The 23,600-nt window shown below is 68.1% G+C and carries 18 protein-coding genes, 1 tRNA gene and 3 pseudogenes; 13 read left to right on the top strand and 9 right to left on the bottom strand.

Annotated elements, in window-relative coordinates:
- Window positions 1-92 precede the first annotated feature (92 nt).
- Both ACIQ5Y_RS30155 and ACIQ5Y_RS30150 read left to right on the top strand, forming a co-directional pair.
- Window positions 93-470, top strand: coding sequence for a Mu transposase C-terminal domain-containing protein (locus tag ACIQ5Y_RS30155; RefSeq protein WP_403887326.1), 378 nt, complete (start codon window positions 93-95; stop codon window positions 468-470).
- Window positions 471-647: 177 nt separating this feature from the next.
- Window positions 648-1,076: pseudogene (locus ACIQ5Y_RS30150) on the top strand (ATP-binding protein); the annotation flags it as partial.
- A gap of 87 nt (window positions 1,077-1,163) precedes the next feature.
- On the opposite strand, the pseudogene ACIQ5Y_RS30145 reads toward ACIQ5Y_RS30150, so the two are convergent.
- Window positions 1,164-1,421 (bottom strand): annotated as a pseudogene (locus ACIQ5Y_RS30145) (maleylpyruvate isomerase N-terminal domain-containing protein); the annotation flags it as partial.
- A 174-nt stretch (window positions 1,422-1,595) separates the two neighbouring features.
- Between ACIQ5Y_RS30145 and ACIQ5Y_RS30140 the strand changes: the two are divergent.
- Window positions 1,596-2,483: a hypothetical protein gene (locus tag ACIQ5Y_RS30140; protein ID WP_403887446.1), complete on the top strand. Its 888-nt coding sequence runs from the start codon at window positions 1,596-1,598 to the stop codon at window positions 2,481-2,483.
- A 72-nt stretch (window positions 2,484-2,555) separates the two neighbouring features.
- Here ACIQ5Y_RS30140 and ACIQ5Y_RS30135 read toward each other — a convergent pair.
- Window positions 2,556-2,674, bottom strand: a tRNA-Gly gene (locus tag ACIQ5Y_RS30135).
- A gap of 319 nt (window positions 2,675-2,993) precedes the next feature.
- Here ACIQ5Y_RS30135 and ACIQ5Y_RS30130 point away from each other — a divergent pair.
- Complete coding sequence (locus ACIQ5Y_RS30130; protein WP_403887323.1) at window positions 2,994-3,317, top strand: hypothetical protein; 324 nt, start codon at window positions 2,994-2,996, stop codon at window positions 3,315-3,317.
- A 600-nt stretch (window positions 3,318-3,917) separates the two neighbouring features.
- Here the strand turns inward: ACIQ5Y_RS30130 and ACIQ5Y_RS30125 are convergent.
- Entirely contained in the window at window positions 3,918-4,454 is a 537-nt protein-coding gene (locus ACIQ5Y_RS30125; protein ID WP_403887320.1) for an endonuclease/exonuclease/phosphatase family protein, read from the bottom strand.
- Between the two features lie 164 nt (window positions 4,455-4,618).
- Window positions 4,619-5,170, bottom strand: coding sequence for a hypothetical protein (locus ACIQ5Y_RS30120; protein WP_403887317.1), 552 nt, complete (start codon window positions 5,168-5,170; stop codon window positions 4,619-4,621).
- A gap of 260 nt (window positions 5,171-5,430) precedes the next feature.
- On the opposite strand from ACIQ5Y_RS30120, the pseudogene ACIQ5Y_RS30115 reads away from it, so the two are divergent.
- Window positions 5,431-5,683, top strand: a pseudogene (locus tag ACIQ5Y_RS30115) (IS5/IS1182 family transposase); the annotation flags it as partial.
- Here ACIQ5Y_RS30115 and ACIQ5Y_RS30110 read toward each other — a convergent pair.
- Both ACIQ5Y_RS30110 and ACIQ5Y_RS30105 read right to left on the bottom strand, forming a co-directional pair.
- Window positions 5,675-5,836, bottom strand: a complete 162-nt coding sequence (locus ACIQ5Y_RS30110; RefSeq protein ID WP_403887314.1) for a hypothetical protein — start codon at window positions 5,834-5,836, stop codon at window positions 5,675-5,677. The pseudogene ACIQ5Y_RS30115 and the gene ACIQ5Y_RS30110 overlap by 9 nt on opposite strands.
- A gap of 200 nt (window positions 5,837-6,036) precedes the next feature.
- On the bottom strand, window positions 6,037-6,378 hold the full coding sequence (locus tag ACIQ5Y_RS30105) for a hypothetical protein (RefSeq protein WP_403887311.1): 342 nt from the start codon (window positions 6,376-6,378) through the stop codon (window positions 6,037-6,039).
- Between the two features lie 214 nt (window positions 6,379-6,592).
- Between ACIQ5Y_RS30105 and ACIQ5Y_RS30100 the strand changes: the two genes are divergently transcribed.
- The 4 genes from ACIQ5Y_RS30100 to ACIQ5Y_RS30085 all read left to right on the top strand — a co-directional run bounded on the left by ACIQ5Y_RS30100 (window position 6,593) and on the right by ACIQ5Y_RS30085 (window position 11,048).
- The gene (locus ACIQ5Y_RS30100) at window positions 6,593-6,841 is read left to right on the top strand and encodes a hypothetical protein (protein WP_403887308.1); all 249 of its coding nucleotides are present in this window, start codon (window positions 6,593-6,595) and stop codon (window positions 6,839-6,841) included.
- A gap of 601 nt (window positions 6,842-7,442) precedes the next feature.
- Window positions 7,443-9,467: a LodA/GoxA family CTQ-dependent oxidase gene (locus ACIQ5Y_RS30095; RefSeq protein ID WP_403887305.1), complete on the top strand. Its 2,025-nt coding sequence runs from the start codon at window positions 7,443-7,445 to the stop codon at window positions 9,465-9,467.
- Window positions 9,464-10,597, top strand: coding sequence for an NAD(P)/FAD-dependent oxidoreductase (locus ACIQ5Y_RS30090; RefSeq protein WP_403887302.1), 1,134 nt, complete (start codon window positions 9,464-9,466; stop codon window positions 10,595-10,597). Before ACIQ5Y_RS30095 ends, ACIQ5Y_RS30090 begins: the two co-directional genes overlap by 4 nt.
- 172 nt (window positions 10,598-10,769) lie before the next feature.
- Complete coding sequence (locus tag ACIQ5Y_RS30085) at window positions 10,770-11,048, top strand: hypothetical protein (protein ID WP_403887299.1); 279 nt, start codon at window positions 10,770-10,772, stop codon at window positions 11,046-11,048.
- Between the two features lie 458 nt (window positions 11,049-11,506).
- Here ACIQ5Y_RS30085 and ACIQ5Y_RS30080 read toward each other — a convergent pair whose 3' ends face one another.
- Both ACIQ5Y_RS30080 and ACIQ5Y_RS30075 read right to left on the bottom strand, forming a co-directional pair.
- Window positions 11,507-12,640 carry an NAD(P)/FAD-dependent oxidoreductase gene (locus ACIQ5Y_RS30080; protein ID WP_403887297.1) on the bottom strand — a complete coding sequence of 378 codons (1,134 nt, stop codon included), beginning with the start codon at window positions 12,638-12,640 and terminating at the stop codon, window positions 11,507-11,509.
- Window positions 12,640-16,035 carry a LodA/GoxA family CTQ-dependent oxidase gene (locus tag ACIQ5Y_RS30075; RefSeq protein WP_403887294.1) on the bottom strand — a complete coding sequence of 1,132 codons (3,396 nt, stop codon included), beginning with the start codon at window positions 16,033-16,035 and terminating at the stop codon, window positions 12,640-12,642. Before ACIQ5Y_RS30075 ends, ACIQ5Y_RS30080 begins: the two co-directional genes overlap by 1 nt.
- Window positions 16,036-16,210: 175 nt before the next feature.
- Between ACIQ5Y_RS30075 and ACIQ5Y_RS30070 the strand changes: the two genes are divergently transcribed.
- Entirely contained in the window at window positions 16,211-16,399 is a 189-nt protein-coding gene (locus ACIQ5Y_RS30070) for a hypothetical protein (protein WP_403887291.1), read from the top strand.
- Window positions 16,400-16,407: 8 nt separating this feature from the next.
- On the top strand, window positions 16,408-17,454 hold the full coding sequence (locus ACIQ5Y_RS30065; RefSeq protein WP_403887288.1) for a radical SAM protein: 1,047 nt from the start codon (window positions 16,408-16,410) through the stop codon (window positions 17,452-17,454).
- A gap of 292 nt (window positions 17,455-17,746) precedes the next feature.
- Here the strand turns inward: ACIQ5Y_RS30065 and ACIQ5Y_RS30060 are convergent, their stop codons facing one another.
- Window positions 17,747-18,355, bottom strand: coding sequence for a hypothetical protein (locus ACIQ5Y_RS30060; RefSeq protein WP_403887285.1), 609 nt, complete (start codon window positions 18,353-18,355; stop codon window positions 17,747-17,749).
- A 120-nt stretch (window positions 18,356-18,475) separates the two neighbouring features.
- Here ACIQ5Y_RS30060 and ACIQ5Y_RS30055 point away from each other — a divergent pair, with 120 nt between their 5' ends.
- Window positions 18,476-19,006 carry a hypothetical protein gene (locus tag ACIQ5Y_RS30055; RefSeq protein WP_403887282.1) on the top strand — a complete coding sequence of 177 codons (531 nt, stop codon included), beginning with the start codon at window positions 18,476-18,478 and terminating at the stop codon, window positions 19,004-19,006.
- A gap of 7 nt (window positions 19,007-19,013) precedes the next feature.
- On the top strand, window positions 19,014-23,345 hold the full coding sequence (locus ACIQ5Y_RS30050; protein ID WP_403887279.1) for a hypothetical protein: 4,332 nt from the start codon (window positions 19,014-19,016) through the stop codon (window positions 23,343-23,345).
- The last annotated feature ends 255 nt before the right edge of the window (window positions 23,346-23,600 follow it).

The raw sequence follows: 23,600 nt of genomic DNA, 5'->3' as shown, positions 1-23,600 counted from the left end.
GAACGAATCCGTCAACGGCCGAGCCCTACGTTCATGGCCCCCGATCGCACAGGGCTCAAACTCGTTCGGCGGAACCCACCCCGGTAACCGACGTGCCCAAGGAAGCGCTGATCGGGTTCGGCCTCGAAGGTGACGGCCGCATCCGGTTGGTCTCCACCAGCGGTGTGCGGTTCCAGCGGCGTGACTACATCGCCGACTGGATGGTCGGTCACGCCGGCGACCCGATCAAGGTACGCCGACTGCCGCACCACGACGAAGAGATCGAGGTGTTCGACGCGGTCTCCGGACGCCACCTGGGAACTGCGTTCCTCGCGGGCGGCGCCGACCGCGAACAGTTCACGGCCGTACGCGCGGCTCGCACCGCGGCGGCCAGGAAGCTGCGGGCCGACCTCAAGGCCGCCGAGAAACTGCGGCGCAAGCGGTTCGAGGCCGTCACCACCGCGTGGCCCCCAAACAGCTGGGCGCGCTGACCGCCGACGAAGCCGAGGCGGATACTGCGGGCCGCCGATTCAACGCGGCCTGCGTGAACTGGCCCGGCCCGACTACATCCCCCACGCCCCAGTACCCGACACCTGGGCCCGCCGGATCCCCCCGACCCCGAGGACACCACCCACGCCCGGAAACGATCACAAGGAGAACGAGACGGCATGATCGACCTCGACTACGGGCTGCTCTCGCCCGAGACCGCCGACCATTTCCCGTCCCTGCCCGACGCGCAGGCGGTCGGCACAGAAGGACTTCTGACCACCCGGGACAACATCGAGACCGTCATCGAGGCCAAGGCGATGATGTGCGTGTACGGGCCGGCCGGCTCCGGCAAGACCATGTCCGTCAACTCCGCCCTACGGCTCCTGGCACCCGACCGCACCCACCGCCTGGAAATGCGCGCCGGCCCCACACCTCGCGACATCCGCCACGGCCTGTTCAACGCACTCGGCCTCCCGGGAGAACCTCCCATCCGGGCCATCGAGTTCGGCAACCTCCTCAAGGACACTCTCGCCGAGGAGTTCCGGATCCTGGTGTGCGACGAAACGCAGTGGGTGAAGAAGACATCCTTCGAGTACTGGCGACACCTGTGGGACGACAAACGCACCGACATCGCCGCGATCTTCGCCGGCGGTTACGGCTGCTACAAAGTCTGGGTAGGTCCCGGCGTAGCGGTCCTCCTCGGCACCGTCGTCGGCGAAGGAGCCCGGCGACACCAGCGCCTTCTCCACCAGGACGTGGAAGGCGACCGTGTCGGTCGCGGCCAGCAGCGCCGAATGGTCCGTCCAGGCGAGATACGCGATCTGGTGGGCGACGCTCCAGCCGGGCGCCGGGGTGGCGAACGCCCACTGCTCGGCGCTCAACTCGGCCACCAGCCGGTCGAGTTCCTCGCTCTCCTCGCGCAGGTCGTCGAACACGGGCGCCGGATCGGACACGGGACGCTCCCGTCGGGCATGGCAGCGCCGAAGAAAACAAGCAAGCTTGCTTGCATAATTGTGGCCGTTCGGTGCACTCCCCGGGGCGAGGGCTGCTCGGACCCTGTGTGCTCAATACACTCGGCGATCGCGCCCATCGCGGCGCCGCACACTCGCATATCGGGGGACGAAACGATGAGCAACTGGAACCCGGGCGGACAGCCGCCCCAGGAGCCGCAGCCCTACCAGCCGCACCCACCTCAGCCCTACGTGCCGCCACAGCCCCAGCCGCCCTACCCGGGGCCGCCGGTGCCGCCGCCGGGCGGGCCGATCACCCGGCTGCGGCGGCGGATCGGCCCCATCCACACCGCGCGCAGGGTCTTCACCCCGTCACGGCCGGGCATCGTCTCGGATCCTGAGGTGGCGCGGATGCGGAAGATCAGGACCCTGGTCGGCGTGGGCGCGTTCCTGTGGATGTCCTACGCCTACAAGCTCGCCCTCAAGCTCAGCGATGCGGCGGACGAGCAGGTCGACAAGTCGTGGACCAGCGCCCTCGTGCTGGCGGCGACCCTCCCGGTCGTCGTCGGCGTCCTGTACGGCCTGGCCGCTCCGGCGGCGCGACGGGACCTGCTGCGCCGGGCGGGGCGGTGCTTCGGCGCGATCGTGGCCATGATGGCGGCGGCCTCCGTCTTCCCGATCATCGTGCTCTCAGGGTTCTTCGAGGGCCAGGAACCCCTCGTGGAGGGCCACTTCACCGTGACGAAGGGCCTCATCCTCGCGTTCACCCTCTTCCTCCTCTTCTGGGTGACGCCGTTCGTCGTCTGGGGCGTGGGACTCGCCGTCCAGCACGTGTTCCGCACCGCGGACATCCACGAGACGGTGCCGCCGCTGCTGATCATGGCCTTGGCGTGGGAGATGGCACTGATCGACATGTTCACCGGCGCCCACGAGGGCGTGCCGACGGTGATCCGATACGTGTTCATCCTGGGCGCCCCTCTCTCCGTCACGGCGGTGGGCCTGTGGGAGCTGCACCGGCTGCGCGTGCACTACGGGCTGGGGATGCGGGGACTGCTGATGCGCTAGGAACGGCGCCTCGCAGGACGGCCTTGGCGTGATGCGGCAGGTCCGCGCGCTGGACCACGTCCAGGTCGGCTGCGGTGCCGACGGGATTCGAACCCGTGGACAGATGGGAGCAGGTCCGCTCCGTCTCCGTCAGTCGCCGTGGGAGGGACCTCGCCCACGTCGATCGCAATGGGCCGCTCTGCCACGGCACCGCAACCTGCGGAAATGCGCGCACACCCGCTCCGACTCAGGGTAGAGACATCGTTCTCTGCGGACGAGTCCTTATCCGGGACGCCGACAACCGCGGCCACGGGTCCACAGAAGTTGTGCCAGAGCCACGACTCGTGAACAAAGCCACCCCCGAGACTCCGCCGACAGCTCCGAACGCCCCACCGCGGCCCGAAGGGCCCACACTCGGGACCCGAGTGAGGGTCCTTCAGCCGATACGGCCCGGCTAAGGGCTGTCCCGCAACCAAAGCGGCGAGCTGTGAGTGTGTGGACTCCGGGCAGCATCCGGCGGATGATCTCGGCATGTCTATGAACGAGGCGCTGACTGACACAGAGCTCGACGCGATGGAGAGACGCATCGCGGGCGCTACGCCGGGCCCCTGGGTGCCACTGCTGGAGACTCGCTGGGGAACCGGCGGCGCAAGTTGCATCCAGGTCGATCCGGACGTCGCCGAGCAGGACGACGAGATGTATCTCAGGAGGTTCATCGGCGGGCGGGAGGTGCTCAGTCCGGACCGGCAGTTGGATGCCGATCTCGACTTCATCGCCTCTGCCCGGGAGGACATGCCGCGCCTGATCGCCGAGGTACGGAGGCTGAGGACCATGCTCGTGGCGCAAGAGGTCTGAGGCAGCCCCCCGACGGCGGATCGGACGTGAGAAGCTCCTGACGTGCCCACCACCCGCGGACCGACTGTCACACCGTATATGCACCAACATCCTGGTCACCGTGGCTTCCGCGGACACCGCTGCGGCCCCCGGTTCAGGTCGGGCATTACGAAGACAGGTTCCGCAAGGTGGACGACACGTGGCTGCTCACCACGCGGACCGTCTTCCTCTCGTTCGCCGGTCCCACGGACCGCCTCGACGGGCCCGGCCAGTCATGAGAACGGCTCCCGGCCGACCGGCCGTCAAAGCCCTGCGCCACGGGGCGTGACACCCCACGAGACTTGAGTCAGAGCCCGCTCTCGTGGGCAAAGCCAGGTCGTGGGCCGCGCGGGTTCGTCAGTGAGGCAGGGCACGTGATCACCTGGCGCAGGAGGCCGCACAAGGATGTCAGCCTCCGATGAGATCGTTTCCGCATGGCCGACACACACGAAACGGACGACGTCGAACAGGCCGTCATCGCCCGCTGTCAACTGGCCGATGGCGGCTTCGACGGGCCCAGCCAACGAGAGATCATCCACCGGGCCAGACCATGCCGACCGAGGTGATCGAGCAAGCGGAAGTCTAGAAGTCGAACTTCGCCGCCACCGGTGAGTGGTCGGATGGCTTGTCGTGCGGCGCGGCCGGCTGGTCCTCCGTCACGCTCGGGAGCTTCTCGTTGCCTGTGGAGACCTCCTGGAACTTGGCCAGCAGTGAATGGCTGATCATGATGTGGTCGATCAGTTCGTGCTGGCCTTCGAAGATGCGGGAGAAGCCGCCCCGCTCCAGGATGTGCGGGGCCAGGTTCCACAAGCGGTTGGCGTCGCCCGGGTTGTCGGGGTGAGTGAAGCCGCCGGTGCCGATCTGCGAGCCGGGCGGCCCGTACAGGATCTGGGTGGTCGCCGCCTGCCACTCGTCGTTGAAGTCGCCCAGCACGATGACATCGCGGTTCTTCCCGTCGCCTTGAAGCAGATCGTCGGCCAGGCCGCGCATGGTGACGGCCTCGGCGGCACGGCGGAGGAGCGCGTAGGCCGCGTAGCGGACACGCAGGTGCTCGTCGTTGGTGCTGTGCTGCTTGTTCGGGAAGGTCAGTAGCTTCGACTTCAGGTGGCATGCGGCCACGTGGAGGCTCCGTCCGGGAGATGGCTCCACCCGTACTGCCAGACCGCCGCGCCCCATCTCGCTGGTGAGGGAGCCATCGCCTTTCGATCCGCGCCCACTGCGCGCCAGTCAACAACACACATCAACCAAAGATCAGATGATCCGAGAGAAACGGCCTTGGATCCTCATCCGGGCTCTTTGTATGCTTTCCATGAGTACTTGTCGACGCCTTGTGGGCCCAAATCCATGATGTCACTGAAGTAATCCGTGAAGTCGAGGACCGGGCTGAACACGGGATCCGGATAGACCCGAAGAACCATTCCATCCGGAATGAGTGCAGAACCAAGTGGGACCTGCGGGTGGGTTTCCTCCTGGGGAAAGTTGAAAGGCCCGACGACACGGGCCGCACCAGCCATTTGGGGACCTTCATAAAGGACGATCTTTGTGATCTCGGGGGGATGGTCGGCAGATTTGTAGACGACGGCCGAACTTGCTTCCCTTGCCCATCCGCCGAGGTCCGGGGTGTCCTGGGCGACGTCCAGATGGCGACCCTGAAAGTGCCAGTGTTCATAGAGGCGCACTACCAGACCCGAGGGCACCTTGACAGAACAAACGGCGTCGTTTCCGATACTCAAGTCTGTTGAATCGTAGGACCCTTCGGCGAGGAACTGGCCCAGGCCGACGAAATTCTTGTTCGCGAAGACAATGGCACGTTCGCCGGATTCACTCTCAGGCATACCGATGCTCCTAGCATGGGACGGGCACCGCTCGCGCAAGGCGGGCAGACGCCTTTTCTCGGGCGCGATCACCCCGAACCACCGCTCCTCTACTGCACTGCCGCCAGCTTGTCACGGCCTAGCGACCCTCTGGCAGGAAGCCTCCATTGCAGGATACGTAGCGGGTTCTGCGGTGTCGATCCATGCGGAACCCGTCGGGCCGTCAGACGTAACTGTTGCCTCTTCAATTTCCCCCTAGGGCTGTCACGTTCAACTTCCTTAGGGGCTACGACTTCGACAAGTACCGCCGCCTGCTGTGGAAGCGGGGCATCAAGCCGTTGATCGCGCGACGCGACGTCGCCCACGCTTCCGAACTGGGCAAGGTGCGCCGGGTGGTGTAGCGAGCCTTCGCCTGGCTGCACCAGTGCAAACGGCTCCGCACCCGCTACGAACCATGCGCCGACATCCACCAGGGCCTGCTCGAACTGGCCTACAGCCTCATATGCCTTCCACCGCCTCCGAACCTCATTCTGAAACAATCAGTAACTCGCGATAGAGCTGCATCAAGCTGGTGCAGCCTGCCTGGAAGCGGTGCTGCACGTGCTCGAGGAACAGGCCGGGGACACCGGGCCCGCGGTCCTGCGCGTTGCGCGGAGGCGAGAGCGCGCGGGTCACATGTTCGATCACGGATCCTCCAGCAGGAGGCGTTACCGACCGGACGCAACAGCGGCAGACCCGTCTGCGTCCGGCTGATCCCAGAGCTCGGCTCATCGGTGAACGGGGACCGCGCTGAGCGTGTCCCGGCGGCCACCCGTCCGCGTGGATCCGATCCATGAGGCCATTTCTGCATGCAGGAGGATTTCAGATCCCCATGGCTTATGGCAGCGTCAGAGCACCTTGTACGTCAGCTCGTACAAGGACAAAGACAGCGCACCGATTGCCTGAGTCCGCTCTCCGAGGCCTACCTCGGACGGGATGATTTTCGCCCCGCCGATGAACTTGACCTGGTCGGTCGCCTCGTTCACTTCGTGCAGAACGATGTCGATCGGTGCTTGGTTGACGAACGGCACGAACCGCTCGTCGAACTCGAACACGTCTCCTTCTCGCATCCGTACCTGTTCGAACGTGACGCCGTCACCTCTGCTCACGAGGATCTCGTCCGCACCGTCCGGGTCCTGAACTCTTTTCGCCTCCATGAACAGAAGCTTGGCGAATGCCGCATCTCCCATTTCGACTCTCCCATTACTTTCGTGTGAGATCGCACATATGCACGATCAGTAGGCTGGCGATCGCGGTGTCCGATCGTCTACGTCCGCGTCAGATCACCGACGCGGCGGGTGAGCTGAGGCACCGGTGCAACCTTCAACTCCATCTGCAGCAACCGCCGGTACTCCGGATACCGCTTGACCGTCCCCTGGCCGATCCCGATGCCCGGTGCCACCCGTGTGCACGGACGACCGCCCCAGCGTCCGTGACGTCGCCGAGCATGTCCTGCAGCAGCCCGAGCAGCGCCTGACGGTCCGGGAGATCCGTCAGTGGTTCCAACAACCTGCCCTGCAGGGCCTCGCCTTCCCCCGCAAGCGCCTGAAGGCCGGCGAGCGGATCAGCCAGGGAGCCGGCTGCGTCGTCGGCCAGGTTCCACAACAGTGCCGAGACCTTCTCCAGAAGTACCTTCGGGTCCATCTCCGCTGACCCTCCTTGCCGGTCACGTGGCCGGAGGGTATGCCGTTTAGGCGCTACGACCATTACCGTCAGTGGGTGCGAGGGCACTTCCGGTGAGGTCTGCGCTGCGATCACGGCGTCGGCGGGATCGCGGCTCGACGCGACGGGGACCCCCGGTTCTTCAACCGTAGGCCCCCACTTCGGAGATGGCGACTTCTGGTGCGGGCGGCCTGACGCGGGCCTCGGCACCCTTGACCGACCCGATGCGTCCTGGACGCATCGACAGCGCCCCGATAGCCGTCCCCCCGCCCTCGCCGAAGCCCTTCGCGACGGCTTCGTTGTGCAGAGCCTCGCACGTCTGGCCGTAGAAGGCGTCCTGGATCCGCCGCCACCGCTCGGTCTGGTTGCACTGTTTGCCGGGCTTCTTCGACCCGGGGTTACCTCGTTCATCGGCAGCGCGGCCTGTTCACCGATGTCCAGCAGTTGCAACCGGGTGCGATTTCTGAGTTGACCCCGCTGCCCACACCTGGCCCAACGGTGTGAAGCGATTCCCGCAACGGCCCCGCCACCTGCGAAGAGATCCGCACCCATGGCTATGTTCACTTCGGTTTGTCCGACCGAAAGGCTCCAGATGGACGAGCAGATCGTGCAGGTCAAGATTCATCCGGCGATCGGTGTCGCCAGGGTCGGAAACAGTTCCGGGGCGCCGTTCATCGGCCCCGAGTCACCGGACCAGAAACCGCTTCCCCCCGGAGCCCACAAGGACGCCTCCGGAGCGGTCATCAAGCAGGCGGCTAGGTTCCGGGTCTACGGCTACAACCAGGCGGGCCAGGTCGTCCGCGAGCTGAAGCTAGGCGAGTCCGGCGTGAGTGAGATCCGCTGGTCGGTACACCTCGCCAACAAGAAGGCCGCCTGGTACCGCTTCCACATCCCGCTCGACATCCCCGAAGCGGCCTTCCTCACGTCGCAACAGCGAGGCAGGCGAAACGCCGCCGTAACCGGCGCCGAGCGCCGGAAACTCGTCATCGACCCCGGCGTCCGCATCGTCCGCGCCTCGCTGCACGAGGTGGGCACCTTCGACACCGGCACAATCATGGGCCGCAAGGTCCCGCTCGGCAGGATCTCCACCGAGCCCACCGGCCGACTGCTGGTCGTCGGCGGCAACGGGAAGTCGGCCTCGTACACCACGCCCGAGAAGCCGATCACCGGCGTCACCAACAACGACACCTGGTACGACGACGTCTCTGACGGTCCCGTGACCGCGGAGGTCACGATCGGCGGGCAGACGAGGACGGCGACGCCGGCCTGGGTCGTGGTGGCCCCGCCGCACTACGCACCCGGCGTGAAGACCATCCGCACCCTCTACGACGTACTCCAGGACGTGTTCACCACCGAGGAAACCCTGTCGGACGAGGACGTCGTCTCCTACGCCGACCACATCGAGCCGATTCTCAGCAGGTTCTGCGGACTCCAGTGGACCAACCACGGTTTCGCGACCCAATTCGGCTGGGAGGGTCCACACGACTTTCTCGACCCCGCACTGCGCGCACGCCTCGCCGACCCGGGCGGCAGCAGCCAGGAGCTGCGCCGCCAGGTCTACGTCCAGATGCGCGACTACGCACGGGACGGCACGTCACCACTGCCGTGGCCCTGGCTCTACGGCGACGCGATGTCCAGCGGCAAGGGCAAGTCGGAACGGCAGCACATCATGCTCTCCCCAACCCAAGACCGACTGCTCACCCGCTGGGCGGAGGGCCGATTCCAGCCCGGCCCGCTTCGCGAGCACCACGAAGACGTCGACGAAGCACCTGTCCAGGAACAGCCGGCCCTGCTCGACCGGGCCGCGCTGGAGAACTGCGCCGCGGACGCCTTCCACCCCGGCTGCGAAGTCACCTGGCCCGTACGGAGCAAGACCATGTACGCCGAGCCCCTTCGTATCCAGCACCGCGCACCGGGCAGCCCCGAACGCGACTATGGCGACGTCCTCAGCGACCAGCAGGTCAAATCGGAGGACGGCCCGTTGTACGCGCAGGGCCCGGGAGACCTCACCCGATGGATGGCCGCCCCCTGGCAGTGCGACGCAGCCGGCTGCCGCTCCGGCTACCAAGTGCTGAGTGGCCTGGGCCCGCGCTACAGCCCCTACCTGCCCACCTTCTGGCCCGCTCAGGTCCCCAACCACGTGCTGAAGCGGGAGGACTTCGACATCGTCAACGACCCTGACGTCGACCTGGAGTCCAGAAAGCACGCCTTCGAACGACGCGCCGTGTGGTTGCGCGGTCTGACCGGCTCCGACTTCAACAAGCAGCGCCGCCAGATGATCGACGATTGGTCCGACTTGGGCATCGTGGAGACCCACTGGTACACGGTCGGGGACGGCAGGTTCCCGGATTCCATCCAGGTTGAATCCGTTCCCGGCGAGCGACTGCGAGGGGCGCCCGACCACGCCAACCTCGTCAACGTCCAGGTCCCGCAGGCCGCCAGCCCGCTGCTGGCGGCGGAGGCCGGCACTTGGAGCGGAGAGCTGCCGGCCGTACAGGTGGAGGCCGCCCTGGTGACCCAGGCCATCGCCGAGGCCATGCGCACCACCGGCCACGACGAGGCGGCGATCGCCGCCGGCTATCTGGAGAAGCTCGACCCACTCCGCGAGTCCCAGTGACCCACCCGACGGCGACGCACGGCCCACCACGCGACCACTACGACGTCGTCGTCGCGGGCGGCGGCCCAGCCGGTTGCGCGGCCGCCCTCACCCTGTCCAGGGCAGGCCGTACCGTGCTTCTCGCCGACTGGGCGACCGGACCACCGAAGATCGGCGAGGCTCTCGTGCCGGTCGCGCGCCTGCTGCTGCACGACCTCCAGATCGCCGACACCGTCCTGACCACGGACCATTTGCCCTGCCACGGCAACCATTCCGCTTGGGGCTCCACGGCATTGCACACCGTCGACTTCATCCGCGACCCCTACGGCCACGGCTGGCACCTGGACCGCCCGCTGTTCGATCGCGCCTTGCGCACCGCGGCGCGCAAGGCGGGCGTCGACGTGGCCGAACACACCGCCGTACGTCGACCCGTACGCCGAGGCGACGGCACCTGGCGGCTCACGCTGCGCACCACCGACACCGGACCGCGCACCATCACCTGCCGTTGGATCGTCGACGCGACCGGCCGCCGCGCCGCGATCGCCGTCCCCGCCGGAGCCCGCAGACACGTCGAGGACCGGCTGACCGCCCATCACCTCACCCTCGATGCCCTGCCGGGTGCCACCGACGGCCATTCCCTGGTCGAGTCTGCTCCCAACGGCTGGTGGTACACGGCCCTGCTGCCCTCCCGCCGCCGGCTTGTCTCTTACTTCACCGACCCCGACCTGTTCACCCCCGGGGACTTCCGCCGCGGTCTTCTCACCGCCCGGTACGTGGCGCCCACCGCCCGCCTCCACGAATTCGGCACCACGAGCCGTCTCCGTCGTGCCCCCGCCCACAGCGCCCATCTGGACCACGTCCATGGCGACGGCTGGATCGCGGCGGGGGACGCTGCCGTAGCCTTCGACCCGCTGTCCTCCCAGGGCATCCTCACCGCCCTCTACACCGGACTCGGCGCGGGCCAGGCGATCGACGCCCACCTGCGAAGCACCCCAGGAGCGCTCGAGGCCTATACGGCCAAGATCGCCACTGCCCGAACGGCCTACGCAAACGCCCACCGGATCGCCTACACGCAGGAATCCCGCTGGCCCGACCACACCTTCTGGTCGCGAAGGCAAGGAGCGGCGAGAAGCCGAGGGGGATGGCGGTAGCGCTTGGTGGAGCAGTCTGCGGCGGGTGTCCGGTGGTGTTGGTGTTGTGGCAGACGCGCCATCCGGGGCATCTGCCGGTGATCCCGCCCCGTGACTACGGAAACAAACCGGGCATGGCGAACGGGCGAAGTTCGCAGCGGACACCAGAGCACGGCCCGGGCTCGCACTCACATTGCGGGCAGAGCACTACCCGTATTGGACGGTCGGCCGCATCGCGGAGACCGCGGAGGTGCCGCTGCCGGCCCGGGGCTCGGCAGACCGGGAAACGATCAAGGTCATCGCGGGGCCGGAAAATTCGGCCCGCCATGACACGCTCGGCCGGGACGACAACCCCGACGGCCTGTTTGCGGGGCGGCTCGTGAACATCCCTCTGTCTCTTGCAATCGGTGGGACGACGCTGCACTTCGAGGCGAGCACCGTAACCGACCTCTGGCTGGTGCTCACCTGGTAGGGCAGGCCGTCTTCCTGACGCTGCCCGGTCGGTGCAACGAGTGGCACGTCGGCTTCCGGTGGGGCCGGGCGGGGCCGGGGCCCGTGAGCTGCCGGCACTCCTCCGGATCGGAGCTCTTCCGCTCCCACTCACACCGGCGGCTTTGGACGGATGTCGCGCCCGAGGGCACCCAGGCGCGACACCATCACCCCTGCCCGGGCACTCCAGAGCCCGTCTGACTTCCAGGATGGACGCCTGGATCTCCCCCGAAGTCAGCAGCCGCTGCGCCTCCCGGAACGTCCGTCCGACCTCGGCCCGCTCCGGATCGCCGAGCGGATACGGCACGGCCATTGATGTGGCGCCGGCAGGGTGGCAGGGTGGCCCAATTGACACCCCCACCCAATACCGGCACCCACTCCTGAACCCTCGTCTCTCGATTGATGCAGCCGCCGCTCCCGGGGAGGACGATGCTCCGCGTCTCATGCCCGGGCGGCCGGGAGGCGTGTTCCGGGTTCCACTCGGCGTCGTGTCCAGAACGGTGTGTCCCAGCGCCGTTCGATTCCGTAGCACACGGCACGCGCCAGAAGGTACTCGGTGTGCACTGCCTCGACCCGTTCGGCGTATCGCAGCAGCGGCCCGTCGACGCCGTCCGCGTCCGAACGGACAGCGTCGGCCGCCGAGATGCCGGTGGCCAGGGCCGTGGTGATCCCGCGGGCGGCGATGGGGTCTGAGGCGGTGGCCGCGTCGCCGACCGCGGCCCATCCCGGTCCGGCTGCTGGGCAGGCACTGGATGTCGCAGCGCGAACGATCCGCAGCTCGACGGGAGGAGGCGTCGATGTCACACGAAGACGCAGGCGGGCTCGGACATGTGTGGTCGCCGTGAGCTCCCGCCACCAGACCTCCGGCCGGTGCAGCCTGTGCCGCGCCGCCACGTCGGCGTCGGTCATCGCCATGACAAGGGCCGTTCCACCGGGCAGCGGTGCGGTGTACCACCAACCGAACGGAACCGACTCGACGAGCGATGTCCGCAGAACGTCCCGGTGCACGGCGCCGGACGGCAGCCGTGCCACGAGCGCGACCAGGCGGTCGTCGCGCCTGACCTGAGCTCCGATCCGCCTGGCGACGCTCGCACTCGCGCCGGTGGCGTCGATGACGTACCGGGCAAGAATCGTGTCTTCGCCCAGGGTGATGCGCCAGTGCCCGGCGTGACGCTCCAACGAACGGACTTGACAATGCCGTTGCCGAGCCCCCGCGTCGTGGGCCGCTTGGAGCAGCACTTGGTCGAAGCGGAGGCGGTCGAGATGCCACCCTGGTCCGAGAGGGTCGAGGAGGGCGTGGCTACCGGTGAGCAGGCTCTCGCCCCAAGCCGAGTCGTTTCCGGAGCATTGGGTGTGTGGCCCGGAGGTGACCCGGTCCAGTACGCCGAGGCCATCGAGCAGAGGCCCGGCCTGCGCCGAGAGGCTCTCGCCGGGCTTCCACTCCTGCCTGCGGCCAGGGTCGGCGACCACGACCGTGGCGCCCTGACGCAGAAGGGCGAGAGCGGCCGATGCTCCCGCCGGTCCGCCTCCCGCGATCAGCACGTCGCATGTCTGCGACCGGGCGCCAGGGGGCATCAGTGGACAGCGCCCATTCCGTGGATCTTCGGCCGGCTGATGCCTCCGACCCCCACCTCAGCGACCTCGGGCGACGTCAGCGCGGAGAGCATGACCCGCGCCTGCGGCGGCGTGAGGTCCGGCAGCGGGCAGCCGGCGTTGATCCACTCGACAGCAATCTCACGGCCAGTGCGGGAGGTGCCGGGCACCACCGCGTCGAAGGCCCTGCCCATGCCGTTCGAGGGAGAGATCAGGTCGGTGACGAACACGCTCTCCTGCGGCTGGCCGGGCTGCACAAGCCCGTTGTTCGGGTGGGCGATCGCCGCGAGAAGCGCGCCGGCCGGCTGGGTGAACCACCAGGCCACCGACTCCGTCCTGGTGCGGCCGGGTTCCGCGGGATCGGGGCCGGTGATGGTGGCGTTACTGTGAGCGGAATTGCCCGCCTGGCGCGAGCGGAGGAGGTCGACCAACCGGGTCATCGCCTCGAGCGGGGACAGCGCCGGTTTCGTGGGAGGCGTGGTCAGCGAGCGTGTCCACTGCCGCCACAGGTCCAGTTCAGCGTCGGTGAAGACCTTGTACATGGGGCCTGTGAAGGTGGTCAGTTCGAAGAACGGACTTTGTTCCGGATCTCCGGGAAGGATGAGGCCGGAGTCCTGGAGTTCCTGAAGCAGACCGGAGGGGTCGAGGAACCAGTCGTTGAGCCTCGTTCCGCCGAGCGTCTTCGCTCCGTGGTTACGGGAGGCGAACGGTGCCTTGTCTCCGATCAGGCGGATGAGCCGTTCCTCCGGAGTGGGCGGATCGAAGAGGAGCTCCCACAGATCGTCGCCGAGGTTTCCGGTGTTCCCGAAGGCCACGTATCCGTTCCAGATCCGTTGCCAGCACTGCTGTACAGCCGTGTCTCCGCCGTTGTCGTAGATCTCTTCCAAGTACTGCACGACCGCGTCGCGGGCCTTGGCCCCGTGGCCTTCCGTCGCGTTGTCGATGCCGATGTGCATGGCGTAGAACTGCGGATCGATCCCGTGGTACTCCAGCAGTTTCACCGTCGGCTTCAGCCCCAGCACTTCCCATTCCAGGTACAGCGTCATGCCCAGCAGCTCGGGGAGGAACTCCTGAGAGTGCTGGGAGATGGCCAGCTCGAACGCGCCGACCGTGTAGGCCGAGTCGAGCATCTCGGGCAGCATGGCGAACGCGTACGAGTCGACCGGCGGCAGATACACGCCGACGCTGTGCAGCAGGTCCGAGTAGAGGTTGGCGTGGTTGAGCGCCGGGTTTCCGTTGCCCATCTCGTCCACCCAGATGGCGAAGAGCAAGGCGTGGACTTCATTGGTCGGCCCGGCCTGGGTGGCGTTCCGCAGCCAGGCACCGTCGAGAAGATTGAACGGCGCGAGCTGGCGGAGTCGCTCGATGACCATCTGCCTGGTGAACAGTGTCACGCCACCGTCAGCCGACTCCCCGTCCATCGCGAGACCGGCGTAGATGAGCTCCAGGCGGGAGTCGAGCGCCTCACGCGAGTACCGGAAGGGGCGTAGCGTCAGGGGCAGCATCGGATTGGTCTGCTGCTCGGACACGGCTCGGTCCAACACGGCCTGCGCGTAGTTCTTGGCGGCCTTGGCCTGCTCGGGGAACCGCTCCGGGTGCTGGAGCACGTAGAACCATTCCCGGTCGCTGAGCCCTACCTGTTCGGCCCGCTCCGTCTCCACCAGCACCGTCTCGCCCGCCGTGCCGGCACGCGCGACGACGAAACCCAAGGTGCTCCATTTGTCGACCATGTCGTTGTCACCGGCGTGGTCGCGCGCCTTCGTCCACAGGCTGTAGACCCGTTCTCCGTACTCGGCGTCGCTCTCACCCGGCAGCCGGTCCAGCTCCGGCTTGTACACCACCTGGAGGCCGACGCCACGTGCCCAGGGCTGTCGGTGCACCTGATGTTCGGGCAGTTGGCCGGCGGACTCGGCCGCCGACTGGATCAGGCGCTGGTACTCCCGCTCGGGCAAGACGTCGTCCGGGCGCTGGGCCGGCCACCAGTGCGTGTTGCACTCGTAGAAGTCAGCCTGCCAGGGCAAGGCCATGTACTTGGTGACGTCTCCGGCTGCCAGCCCCTCGCGCAGGCGGAAGGAGCCGGACCAGGTCGTGGGCTCGTCGGCGATGAACGTCATCTCGATACCGGGAAAGAACGACGCGCCGACGCATGCCTCCAGCGCGGCCCGGACCAACGCGTGCGGCTGCTCGGCCACGGGCAGATCGGCCAGTTGCGCGGGCGCGGGGGCGGGGGCGTTCACTCCGTCGGCAACGAAGTCGCCCGCGGCCCAACGGCGCATCCGTTCGTACTGCCCGGAAAGAATCGTCATCCACCTGCTCGGATCGCCCTCGACCGGGTCTCCTCCGTCCCCCGCGAGCTGGGGCATGAAGGTGTAATTGGCCTGGGTCACGTCATGGGCGCCGGGGGTGCGCAGCCGGGTGAACACATCGTTTCGGAACGAAGCGTCCGCGGGGGCGTTCGAGGCCAGGCGCGCCAGGCGGTTCTCGTTGAGGAAGTCGCCGCGGGCACCCTTGCCGTGTCCCCGAAGGGCGTTGCCGTTCACCCACCTGTATCCGCACATGCGCTCGAGCAGCGGGTAGATGTCGCCGGCGAAGGACACCTCTTCCGCCGCCGGGAGCCAGCCGGCCCGCTCGGCGACCTCACGGGCGACGTCGTAGAGCGTCACGAGGCTGGTCACGTCCGGCGCGAAGTCCGGAGGCGCGACGATCACCCATGCGGGCGTGACGGGGATGGTGCGTCCACCGCCGACGGTCACGGTTGCCGTGACCGGACCGTCCGAGATGTCATCGAACCAGTGGTCGTTGTTCGCGTAGTGCACGAGGGGGTTGTGGGGCTTCACGGACGCCGAGCGGCCGTGTCCGCCCAGGACGAGGAGGCGTCCCGCCTCGTCCGTTCGCAGCTCGCCCAGCGTGACAAGCGTCCCGAGGAACGTCCCCGTGTCGAACCGGGAGCCGGAGCCGTCCACGTCCGGCCCGGCGACACTGCGGGGCCCCGGCTTGATGACCAGCCCCGCGCGAGCCTGCGGGTCGGCCGGGTCGATCATCGCGTTGCGCCGGTTGGCGGGCAGGTCGGACTGGTTCAGACGTCCGTTGAACTTGAACCAGTCCGCCTTCGCGTTCGCGAGCTCGACCGTCCATCGGACCTCGGCCTCCGCCGCCGTCACCTCGCCGAGCACCTTGTGGTCCTTGTCGTACGCGTAGACACGGAAGCGTGCCGCCTGGCGTTTGACACGTCCTTCGGGGTCTTTGAACCCGCCTGCCGGGTGAACGGCGACGCCCGGTGCCTCGGGTCCCACGTAGAAGCTGCCAGGGCTGTTCCCGACACGCGCGACACCGAGCGTCGGATGGATTTCGCAGTACACGATTTCATCGATGTTCACACCCACAGCAACTACCACGGGCACCGGTATCCGACACCGGCATATGACGTTGACAGATCTCTTTCACGCCGATGGCGGGGCGAACGGGTTACCTGAGAGTGGGGAGGGGCCGCAGCGGGGATGGGTCACCGAGCCGCGCCTCTGGTGTCGCGGCCTCGACGAAAGGATCACAGCCATGGCCGAGAAGGATCTCCTCGACGCCCTCTCCGACGTCCGTCTCGACGACGTCACCTTGGATTCGACCGGGCGCATCATCATCACCAATGCGGCCGCGGCAGACCGCATCTCCGGCATGGTGGACAAGGAGCCGGAACCGAACCTGACGGTCAGCAACGTCAATTTCAATTGCCGCCCCACACGGTGACGAGGGGCGTGCCCGACGCGCGGCAGGGCGTCGGCTCACTGTCCAACCGTCACCTGCACCTGATTCTCCTGCCGACCGAACAGTGCAATTTCCGGTGCACTTACTGCTACGAGAAGTTCACGACCGGCCGCATGTCCGCCGACGTCGTCGAAGGCGTCGAACGGCTGGTCGACGAGCGCTCGGCAGGGCTCCGGTCACTGCGCATCTCCTGGTTCGGAGGTGAACCGCTGCTGGCGCTCCCGGTCGTGGAGGAGATCTCCGAGCACATCCTCCGCAGTACTGCTACGAGGGCCGGACTGGCTTATACGGCCGACATGACGACCAACGCCCACACGCTGGACGTGGCCACCGCCGAGAGGCTGGCCGCTCTCGGAATCCAGCAATACCAGATCTCGTTGGACGGTCCGGCGGAGATCCACGACCTGACGCGAGTACGCGCCGACGGAAAGGGCTCCTTTGCCAGGATCTGGCAGAACCTGACCGATTTCCGGGACAGTACCGTGCGGAGTCAGGTGGTTCTGCGAGTCCACCTCACTGCCGACAACCTGCCGGCCATGCCCGAATTCCTCGTGCGGATCCGGGAGACGTTCCTGAACGACCGGCGTTTCTCGGTCGCGCTGAAGCCGATCGAGCACCTCGGCGGCCCGAACGACGAGAGCATCGGCATCGTGCCGGAGGCGAGGCGCTCGCGCGTGCTCGCAGAGCTGTCCGCACTCGTATGCCCGGGGGAGCCGGGGGGTCCGGAAACACCAGAAGGAGCCGCTGCCGTCAACGAACAGGAGCGGGCGGCCTGCTACGCGGCGCGGGGCGATTCCCTGGTGATCCGTGCCGACGGTTCCGTGGGAAAGTGCACGGTGGCCCTTACCGACCCTGCCAACACGATCGGCCGGCTCCGTCCCGACGGCTCCCTCGATATCGACAACACCCGCTTGCGCCCATGGCTGCGCGGCTGGTTCACCGGGGACGCCGAAGCGCTCGCCTGCCCGTACCGGGGCATGCCGCGACGCGACGACCCTCCCCTGCTGCACATCGCCCGGCGGGACGAAAGGTCATGACCACGACCAGGGCCGAGCGGGCCGAGCTCGTCGGGCAGGCCGACGGTGTCGGCCGCCAGGTCGGAGAGCGAGTACGACGCCGTCGAGAGGTCCCCGGCCAAAGCTGCCGGGAAGTGCGGCACGGGCGCGTCACGGCCGGGGGAACGGTGCAGCGCGATTCCCCCGGTCGGCCTAGGCACCGGGCGGGACGGGGCATGTCTGTGTCACGGTGGCAGTGCGACGAGAGGTCCACTCACGCGGGGCCCGGCCGGGCCCGTAGTCACCCGCTCGGGCCCCGCCACGGACACGTCACTCAGGTCCGGCACCACAGCGGAACACCGATCGCGCCCCCTGGGGCGCAGGATCGGGGCGGGTGACCGGCACACAGCCCTCGGCCGCGTCGCGCCCCAGCCGACCGCCGCACATGCCGCCGAAGCTGCCATTCACGTCGATCACGACGCCGGCGAGCTGTGTTGCCCAGGCTGAGAGCTGCGGCTTCATTCCGGGCGACTTCTGCGGCCTCGGCGTCCTTCTTCCCCTGTGCGACCTTCAGGTCGGCGTCGGCGTTGTCGGAGAACCTCACGGACGGCGTGGCAACGCCGGTGATGCCGACGGACAGCGTCTGCTTGGTGTCGGTGGTGAAACCGGCGTCGCCGAGACCGACGAACACCGTGGCGACACGCGTCAGGTCGATGCGGTCGCGGAGGATCTGCTTGACGGTCTCGCCGGGCGCGAAGTCGAGGGTGAACGTCTCCCCCTGCTGTTTCCGAGGTTCGTGATGTCGTACACGTACTGCACGGTGACCACGACGCCGACGCCGGGCGTCGTGGCGTCGCCAGGAGCACCGGCCGCGGGAAGCGGCACCGGCATCCACCCAGTACCCGGGCCGGGCGCGGATCCCGATCAGCACGCGCTCCGGCATCCTCGCCTTGCTCTCCTGTGGAGGTCACTGGGACATGGATCGACGTGGGCTCTCCCAGCGAGCAGGTGAGTACCGAGATACTCTGGAAACCTGATCACAGCGAGCGATCGGGTTGCCGACATGTCGGATCTGCTTCCCCTGGCGGCGTTGTCTGCCGCGGCCCTGACGGAGGGCGTGAGATTCCTCTATACCCAGGCCGGCGAACTACTCAAGGCCCATCGCGAGCGTCGCGTCGAGCAGCCCGCCGTGGACACCCCGGCCATCGTCACCGAGCCGGCGGTCCTACCCGTGGCCGAACCTGCTGTAGTGGAGCGGTTCTCCGAAGACCTGCGGGCACTTCGGGCCGACCTGCACGAATTCGTATCCGGAGTCGATGAGATCGATCCATCGGACGAGGCACTGGTCCGCCGCGTCGACGCCCTGCGCGGCATCCTCGAGGCCGTGTACGGCGTCTCCGTGACGTTTCACGGTGAGGCACGCCCTGCCTGCCCACAGCTGGTCCACGGGCGGGTCGATGTCGACGCCGTGGCCGGCTACGTGGCAGCGGTCCGGGCCGACCGCGCCTCCGGGTGGATTCAGGGTGATGTCCGGGCCGGCAGGGTCGAGGCGGGCGGCGAGGCGATCGGCGTCGACCTCCGAGATCCAAGGTGACGGTGCAGTGGCGAGCGACCGCGACGGCAGTGCCGGGACGGTTTTCGGGGACCTGATCGCGGACCTCTCCACCGAGTTCGTATCGCGTCAGTGGTTGGCTGGCGGCATCGAGCAGGCTCTACCCGACGGCTCGACTCGTATCGTGCTCGTCACAGGCGAACCGGGGGCCGGCAAGACGACCCTACTCGCCGGTCTGGCCCACGCCCACCCCGAGTGGCAGCACTACTTCATTCGTAAGGACAGCCGGACCGCGCTCGTCGGCACCGACCTCCAGTCGTTCCTGCTCACCGTCGGCCACCAACTCGCCCGGAACCGGCCGAATTTGTTCGATCCGCAGCGGCTGGAGGTCACCGTCGAACAGCGTATCGGCACAGTGGAGGCCGGAGCCAGTGCGGTTGGCATCCGTATCGACGACCTGCGCGCTTCGCCGTTCCAACGGACCGCGGCATTGCGTGTGGAGCAGGACATCCTCCACGCGTCGGGCAGTGTCCAGGGCGTCGAGATCGGCACGGCGACCGTGGAGCCACGACTGCTCGAACCGGCCGTCCTCGCCCACCTCGCGCTGATCGGTCCGGCGCAGGTGCTGTTCTCCGAGGCTCCGGACGAACGGATAGTGATCCTCGTCGACGCCCTCGACGAAGGCGCACACGAACCGGGTGCCACGCTGCTGGACTGGCTCGCCATGGGCCCGGAGCTGCCGGCGAACGTCCGGGTCGTCGTTACCTCGCGGCCGCATCCCGCACTCGACCGGATCCGTGCGGCACGGGCCGGGAGCCTCGCCGAGATCGCCATCGACCCGCTGTCACCACAGGTGCAGGACGACCTGCTCACGTACGCGGACCGCGTACTGGCTTCGGACTCGGCTACGAGGGCGCTGCAGGCGCAGGGACGCGACCCCGTCGTGTTCGCGCGGACGCTGGTCCAGCAGTCGAGCGGGAACTTCCTGTACCTGGCGATGTACCTGAGGGCCCTGAACCAGGCGATCGAGGAGGACGACGCGTCGCTCGCCGCACGCATGACAAGCGCGGATACCGTTCCGGGCGGCCTCCACGGCCTTTACGCGTTCTTCATCGAGACCGCGCGCGCGGACCTCGAACGGCTTGGCGCGCTCGACATCAGCGCCCCCCTGTCCCCCACGGATCTGGTCACCCCGGCCTGGGAGGGAGCAGCCCAGCCCCTTCTCGGCGTACTGACGGTCGCACGCGAACCCCTGACCGCCGAACAGCTCCGCACCCTGGCCGGGATCCGGGTGTGGCCCCGCGCCGTCCACACCGTCCTGGGTCGGATCCGCTGGCTGCTGTCCGTCCGGGACGACCGGTACGCCTTCTACCACTCCTCGGTAGCACAGTTTCTGACTGATCCGCAGGTCAGTCGTGAGCACCCCGACTGGGGTTTCGCCGAGCAGGAGTGGCACGAGCGCATCGTGCGCCATTATCGGGCGGGGGCCTCGTCTTGGGCGGACGTCGGCTGGTCGGCTGTCGACCGATACGGCTTGGCCCACCTCGCCCACCACCTCGTCCAGTGTCGGCCCGCGCTCGCCGCGGAGGTGCCGGAACTGGTGTGTCCAGGGCTGCGCCTGGCCGGCCGGGTGGTATTCGGCTCCGACAGGCACTTCATCAGGGTGGTCGAGACGGCCGCCGAGCACCTGCTCGACGCCACTCCCACGGCGGCGGACACTCCGACGATGCTGTTCCTATCCACGATGCGGCGCCAGTTGCGCCGCGCGACCTCCATGGTGGCGCCGGCCGTATACGGCCTGCTGGCCCGGCTCGGCAGGGTCGACGAGGCCATCGCCCGGCTGAGCGCGATGGCACCGTCCGCGCATCAGGTGGCCTGTCTACTCGAAATACACCGTCACACCGCGCACCCGGTACGCCGTGCGGCCGTACGGGAGTTGCTGGGCGAGGCCGCGTCGGTGGCAGCGCTCACCACCCAGGACTCTGCACGCGGCTATGTGGAAGAGGCGGCCCGCACGCTGGCTCCCCACGACCTCCGGCTGGCCCTGCACCTCTGGGAGCGAGCACAGCACGGGTCTCCGGACCCGACCCCGCCCGACCCGCTCCATCGTGCGGCGGCAGACGCGGCCGATCCGGGGGACGCGATCGAGCACGTCTCGAGGATGACCGCCGGCCGTGCCGGGGCGTACCTCGACCTGGCGGACCGGGCCCATGACGGTGACCGGGACGAGCTCCTGGCCTGGGCTGAGCGTGCACTCGGTCGCGCCACCCCCGCGGAATGCCTGACCGGACTGGTGCGCCTCGCGGCCGCCCGGCACGACACCTGCCCCCAGCACGCCGCCTACACCATCGAGCGGACCCTCCACGACATGGCCAAGACTCGGCCCGGAGAGGATCCTTCCCTGGTCGACGCAGCTGCGAAGGCGGCCGAACACGCCGCCGTCCCGTACCCGGCGTTGGCGCGACAACTGCTGCTGAGTTTCGACACGGCTGAGGTGAACGGACACGTCGCCGACGCTTTCCTGAGCGCGGCCCGTACCTGGGCGGCCCTCGATGACCTCCCCGCCGCCCGTGGACTGATCGAGCGCGTCCTGGAGTTCAGCAGCGTCGTCTGGTACAGGATCAATGCCGCGAAGGTACTGGCCACCTTCGACCCCGAGGCGGCGACGGCGATGATCGAAGCCGCCTGCGCCGCGGTACCTCCCAAGGCGTCCGCGCCGGACATTGTCAGCCGGTTGGGCCACGACGGCGACCTGCAAAAGCTCGCCGAACATCTGGCCGATCAGAGCCCGGACCGTGCGATGGCCTACGCCCGCGCGATCGAGTCCACCCAGTGGCAGCCCCCCTTCAAAGACCGCTACTCGGCGCTCGCCCTCGTCGCCCACCGGCGTGCCGACGCCGGGGACCTGGTCTCCGTTCGGTCGATTCTGGACGAGGCACTGCATGCGGCCGACCAGGCACCGGCCGTCGCAGACGCGCAGCTGTGGGGCTTCTGCCACCCCGCTGGGGAAGGCAGCGGCACAGCCTCGGGGGGCCCCGTCAGTGACGCTGCGGCCGAGTGGCCCATGGTTTTCAACCACACCAACGACTGGCATCTACTGGTCCAGCAGCGCTTCTACACCGATCCGTCGGACGTGCTGCGCGCCATGGCGCCCAGCACCTGGTCGGCCGGTCAGCCGTACTCCTGGGCCCGCACCGTCCGTTGCTTCGCCGAGGCCATCGCCGTACAGGACCTCGGCAGTGCCCACACCCTCGTGCACGCCCTGACCGACCCCGGTGAACGGGCTATCGGACTCGCCGGGCTTTTCGGCACCGCCGCGGCCGGGGCGGACCGGCCGACCCCCGACCGGCTGTGGGAGGAGTTCGGGGAGGCGTACACCGCGATCCCCCGGTACGAGTGGAACCTGCCGCAGCAAGAGGACGGACCGCTGGCCTACGTACGCCCGGACCTTCGGAGCAGATTCGAGGCCGCGGTCCGGCTCACACCGTGGGAGGCGGACCCGGCCATGGCCTTCCTCCGCGAGGACGGCACTCCGTACCTCCTCGCCATGTTCCAGTGCGCCTTCGCCGCGGACGCCTCGCGCCGATACACCGCCGACGTGATGAACGGTCGGCAGCCGTATCCGGCGTTCGCCCGCACACACCGGGCCCTGCTTCAAGCGCCCTCGGACGTCCACGGGCCGCTGCTGACCGGGGTCATGCAGGCCGCGGCCATTGACAACGAACACCTCGCGACCGCCTACGGTGCTCCGCCGTCCGTCACGTCTCTGCCGGTCCTGGAGGACGAGCTGTACACGGCCTACTCCGATCTGGCCCTGCGGGGCCCCGAGGCCTGTGCAGCCCGGCTGCTGCCCCTGCTCGGGACGCCCAGGCTGCCGGCGGTAGCGGCTCTGGCGGCTCGCGCAGCCGAGATCTTCAGCACCGACCGCGCATCCGTAAGCGCGCTGTGCGCCGATGTCGTCGCAGCGGGAGAACGAGCCGAACCAGTCCAGCAGGCGGTCACGATGCTGCAGCTGGTGCGGTCCCCGGCCACGATCCACCTGATCGACGTGGAGCAACTGCTCGCGCGGACGCTCGCCCTCTCCGACAGCGACGCCTGGGAACGCGTGGAGCGTGACGAGGTGCTGCGTGAGCTGTTCGGCATCCTCCTCGGTAGACACCCAGAGGTCGCGCTGCGGCTGCTCTACGACCAGGCTGTGACCAGTTGGGCCATGACGACCGCGATGCTCGAGAACGCCGTCACCCCACTTCTCGACGCCTTGGGCCCGGATGCCCCGTTCCTGCTCCACCGGGCCCTGCGGCGTGCCGTCACCTGCGCCTCTGCCCCGGGCGACAGCGACATTCCGTCCATCGACGGTGTCCGCACAGCACTCGGCGAGTGACCACGAACGTCCGTCGGGTGGCGGCGGTATTCACCGGTATGGTGCCGCGTGGCCCCGGAGAACACGCCGAACAGCAGCAGCCCGCTCGCAACGGCGACCAGTCGCCACGGGCCGGCTGGGGTCTGGGCGAAGGTGGCGGAGTGGCTGTTGTCGGGCGAGGCCGCTGATCGGGTGATCGGGTGATCGGGTGATCGGAACATGAATGCCGGCCCGTCTGGAGAGGTTCCAGATCGGTGTGCCTGCCAACCGCGGTAC

It is taken from the genome of Streptomyces sp. NPDC096339, from assembly GCF_044762985.1.
Taxonomy (GTDB): Bacteria; Actinomycetota; Actinomycetes; order Streptomycetales; family Streptomycetaceae; genus Streptomyces.
This window is presented reverse-complemented; position numbering and strand designations above follow the sequence as displayed.

Coding starts and splice junctions, on each gene's coding strand:
- ACIQ5Y_RS30140 (WP_403887446.1), top strand. CDS start 1,596: ATGAGCAACTGGAACCCGGGCGGACAGCCGCCCCAGGAGCCGCAGCCC.
- ACIQ5Y_RS30130 (WP_403887323.1), top strand. CDS start 2,994: ATGTCTATGAACGAGGCGCTGACTGACACAGAGCTCGACGCGATGGAG.
- ACIQ5Y_RS30120 (WP_403887317.1), bottom strand. CDS start 5,170: ATGCCTGAGAGTGAATCCGGCGAACGTGCCATTGTCTTCGCGAACAAG.
- ACIQ5Y_RS30105 (WP_403887311.1), bottom strand. CDS start 6,378: ATGGGAGATGCGGCATTCGCCAAGCTTCTGTTCATGGAGGCGAAAAGA.
- ACIQ5Y_RS30095 (WP_403887305.1), top strand. CDS start 7,443: ATGGACGAGCAGATCGTGCAGGTCAAGATTCATCCGGCGATCGGTGTC.
- ACIQ5Y_RS30080 (WP_403887297.1), bottom strand. CDS start 12,640: ATGCCCCCTGGCGCCCGGTCGCAGACATGCGACGTGCTGATCGCGGGA.
- ACIQ5Y_RS30070 (WP_403887291.1), top strand. CDS start 16,211: ATGGCCGAGAAGGATCTCCTCGACGCCCTCTCCGACGTCCGTCTCGAC.
- ACIQ5Y_RS30060 (WP_403887285.1), bottom strand. CDS start 18,355: ATGCCGGAGCGCGTGCTGATCGGGATCCGCGCCCGGCCCGGGTACTGG.
- ACIQ5Y_RS30055 (WP_403887282.1), top strand. CDS start 18,476: ATGTCGGATCTGCTTCCCCTGGCGGCGTTGTCTGCCGCGGCCCTGACG.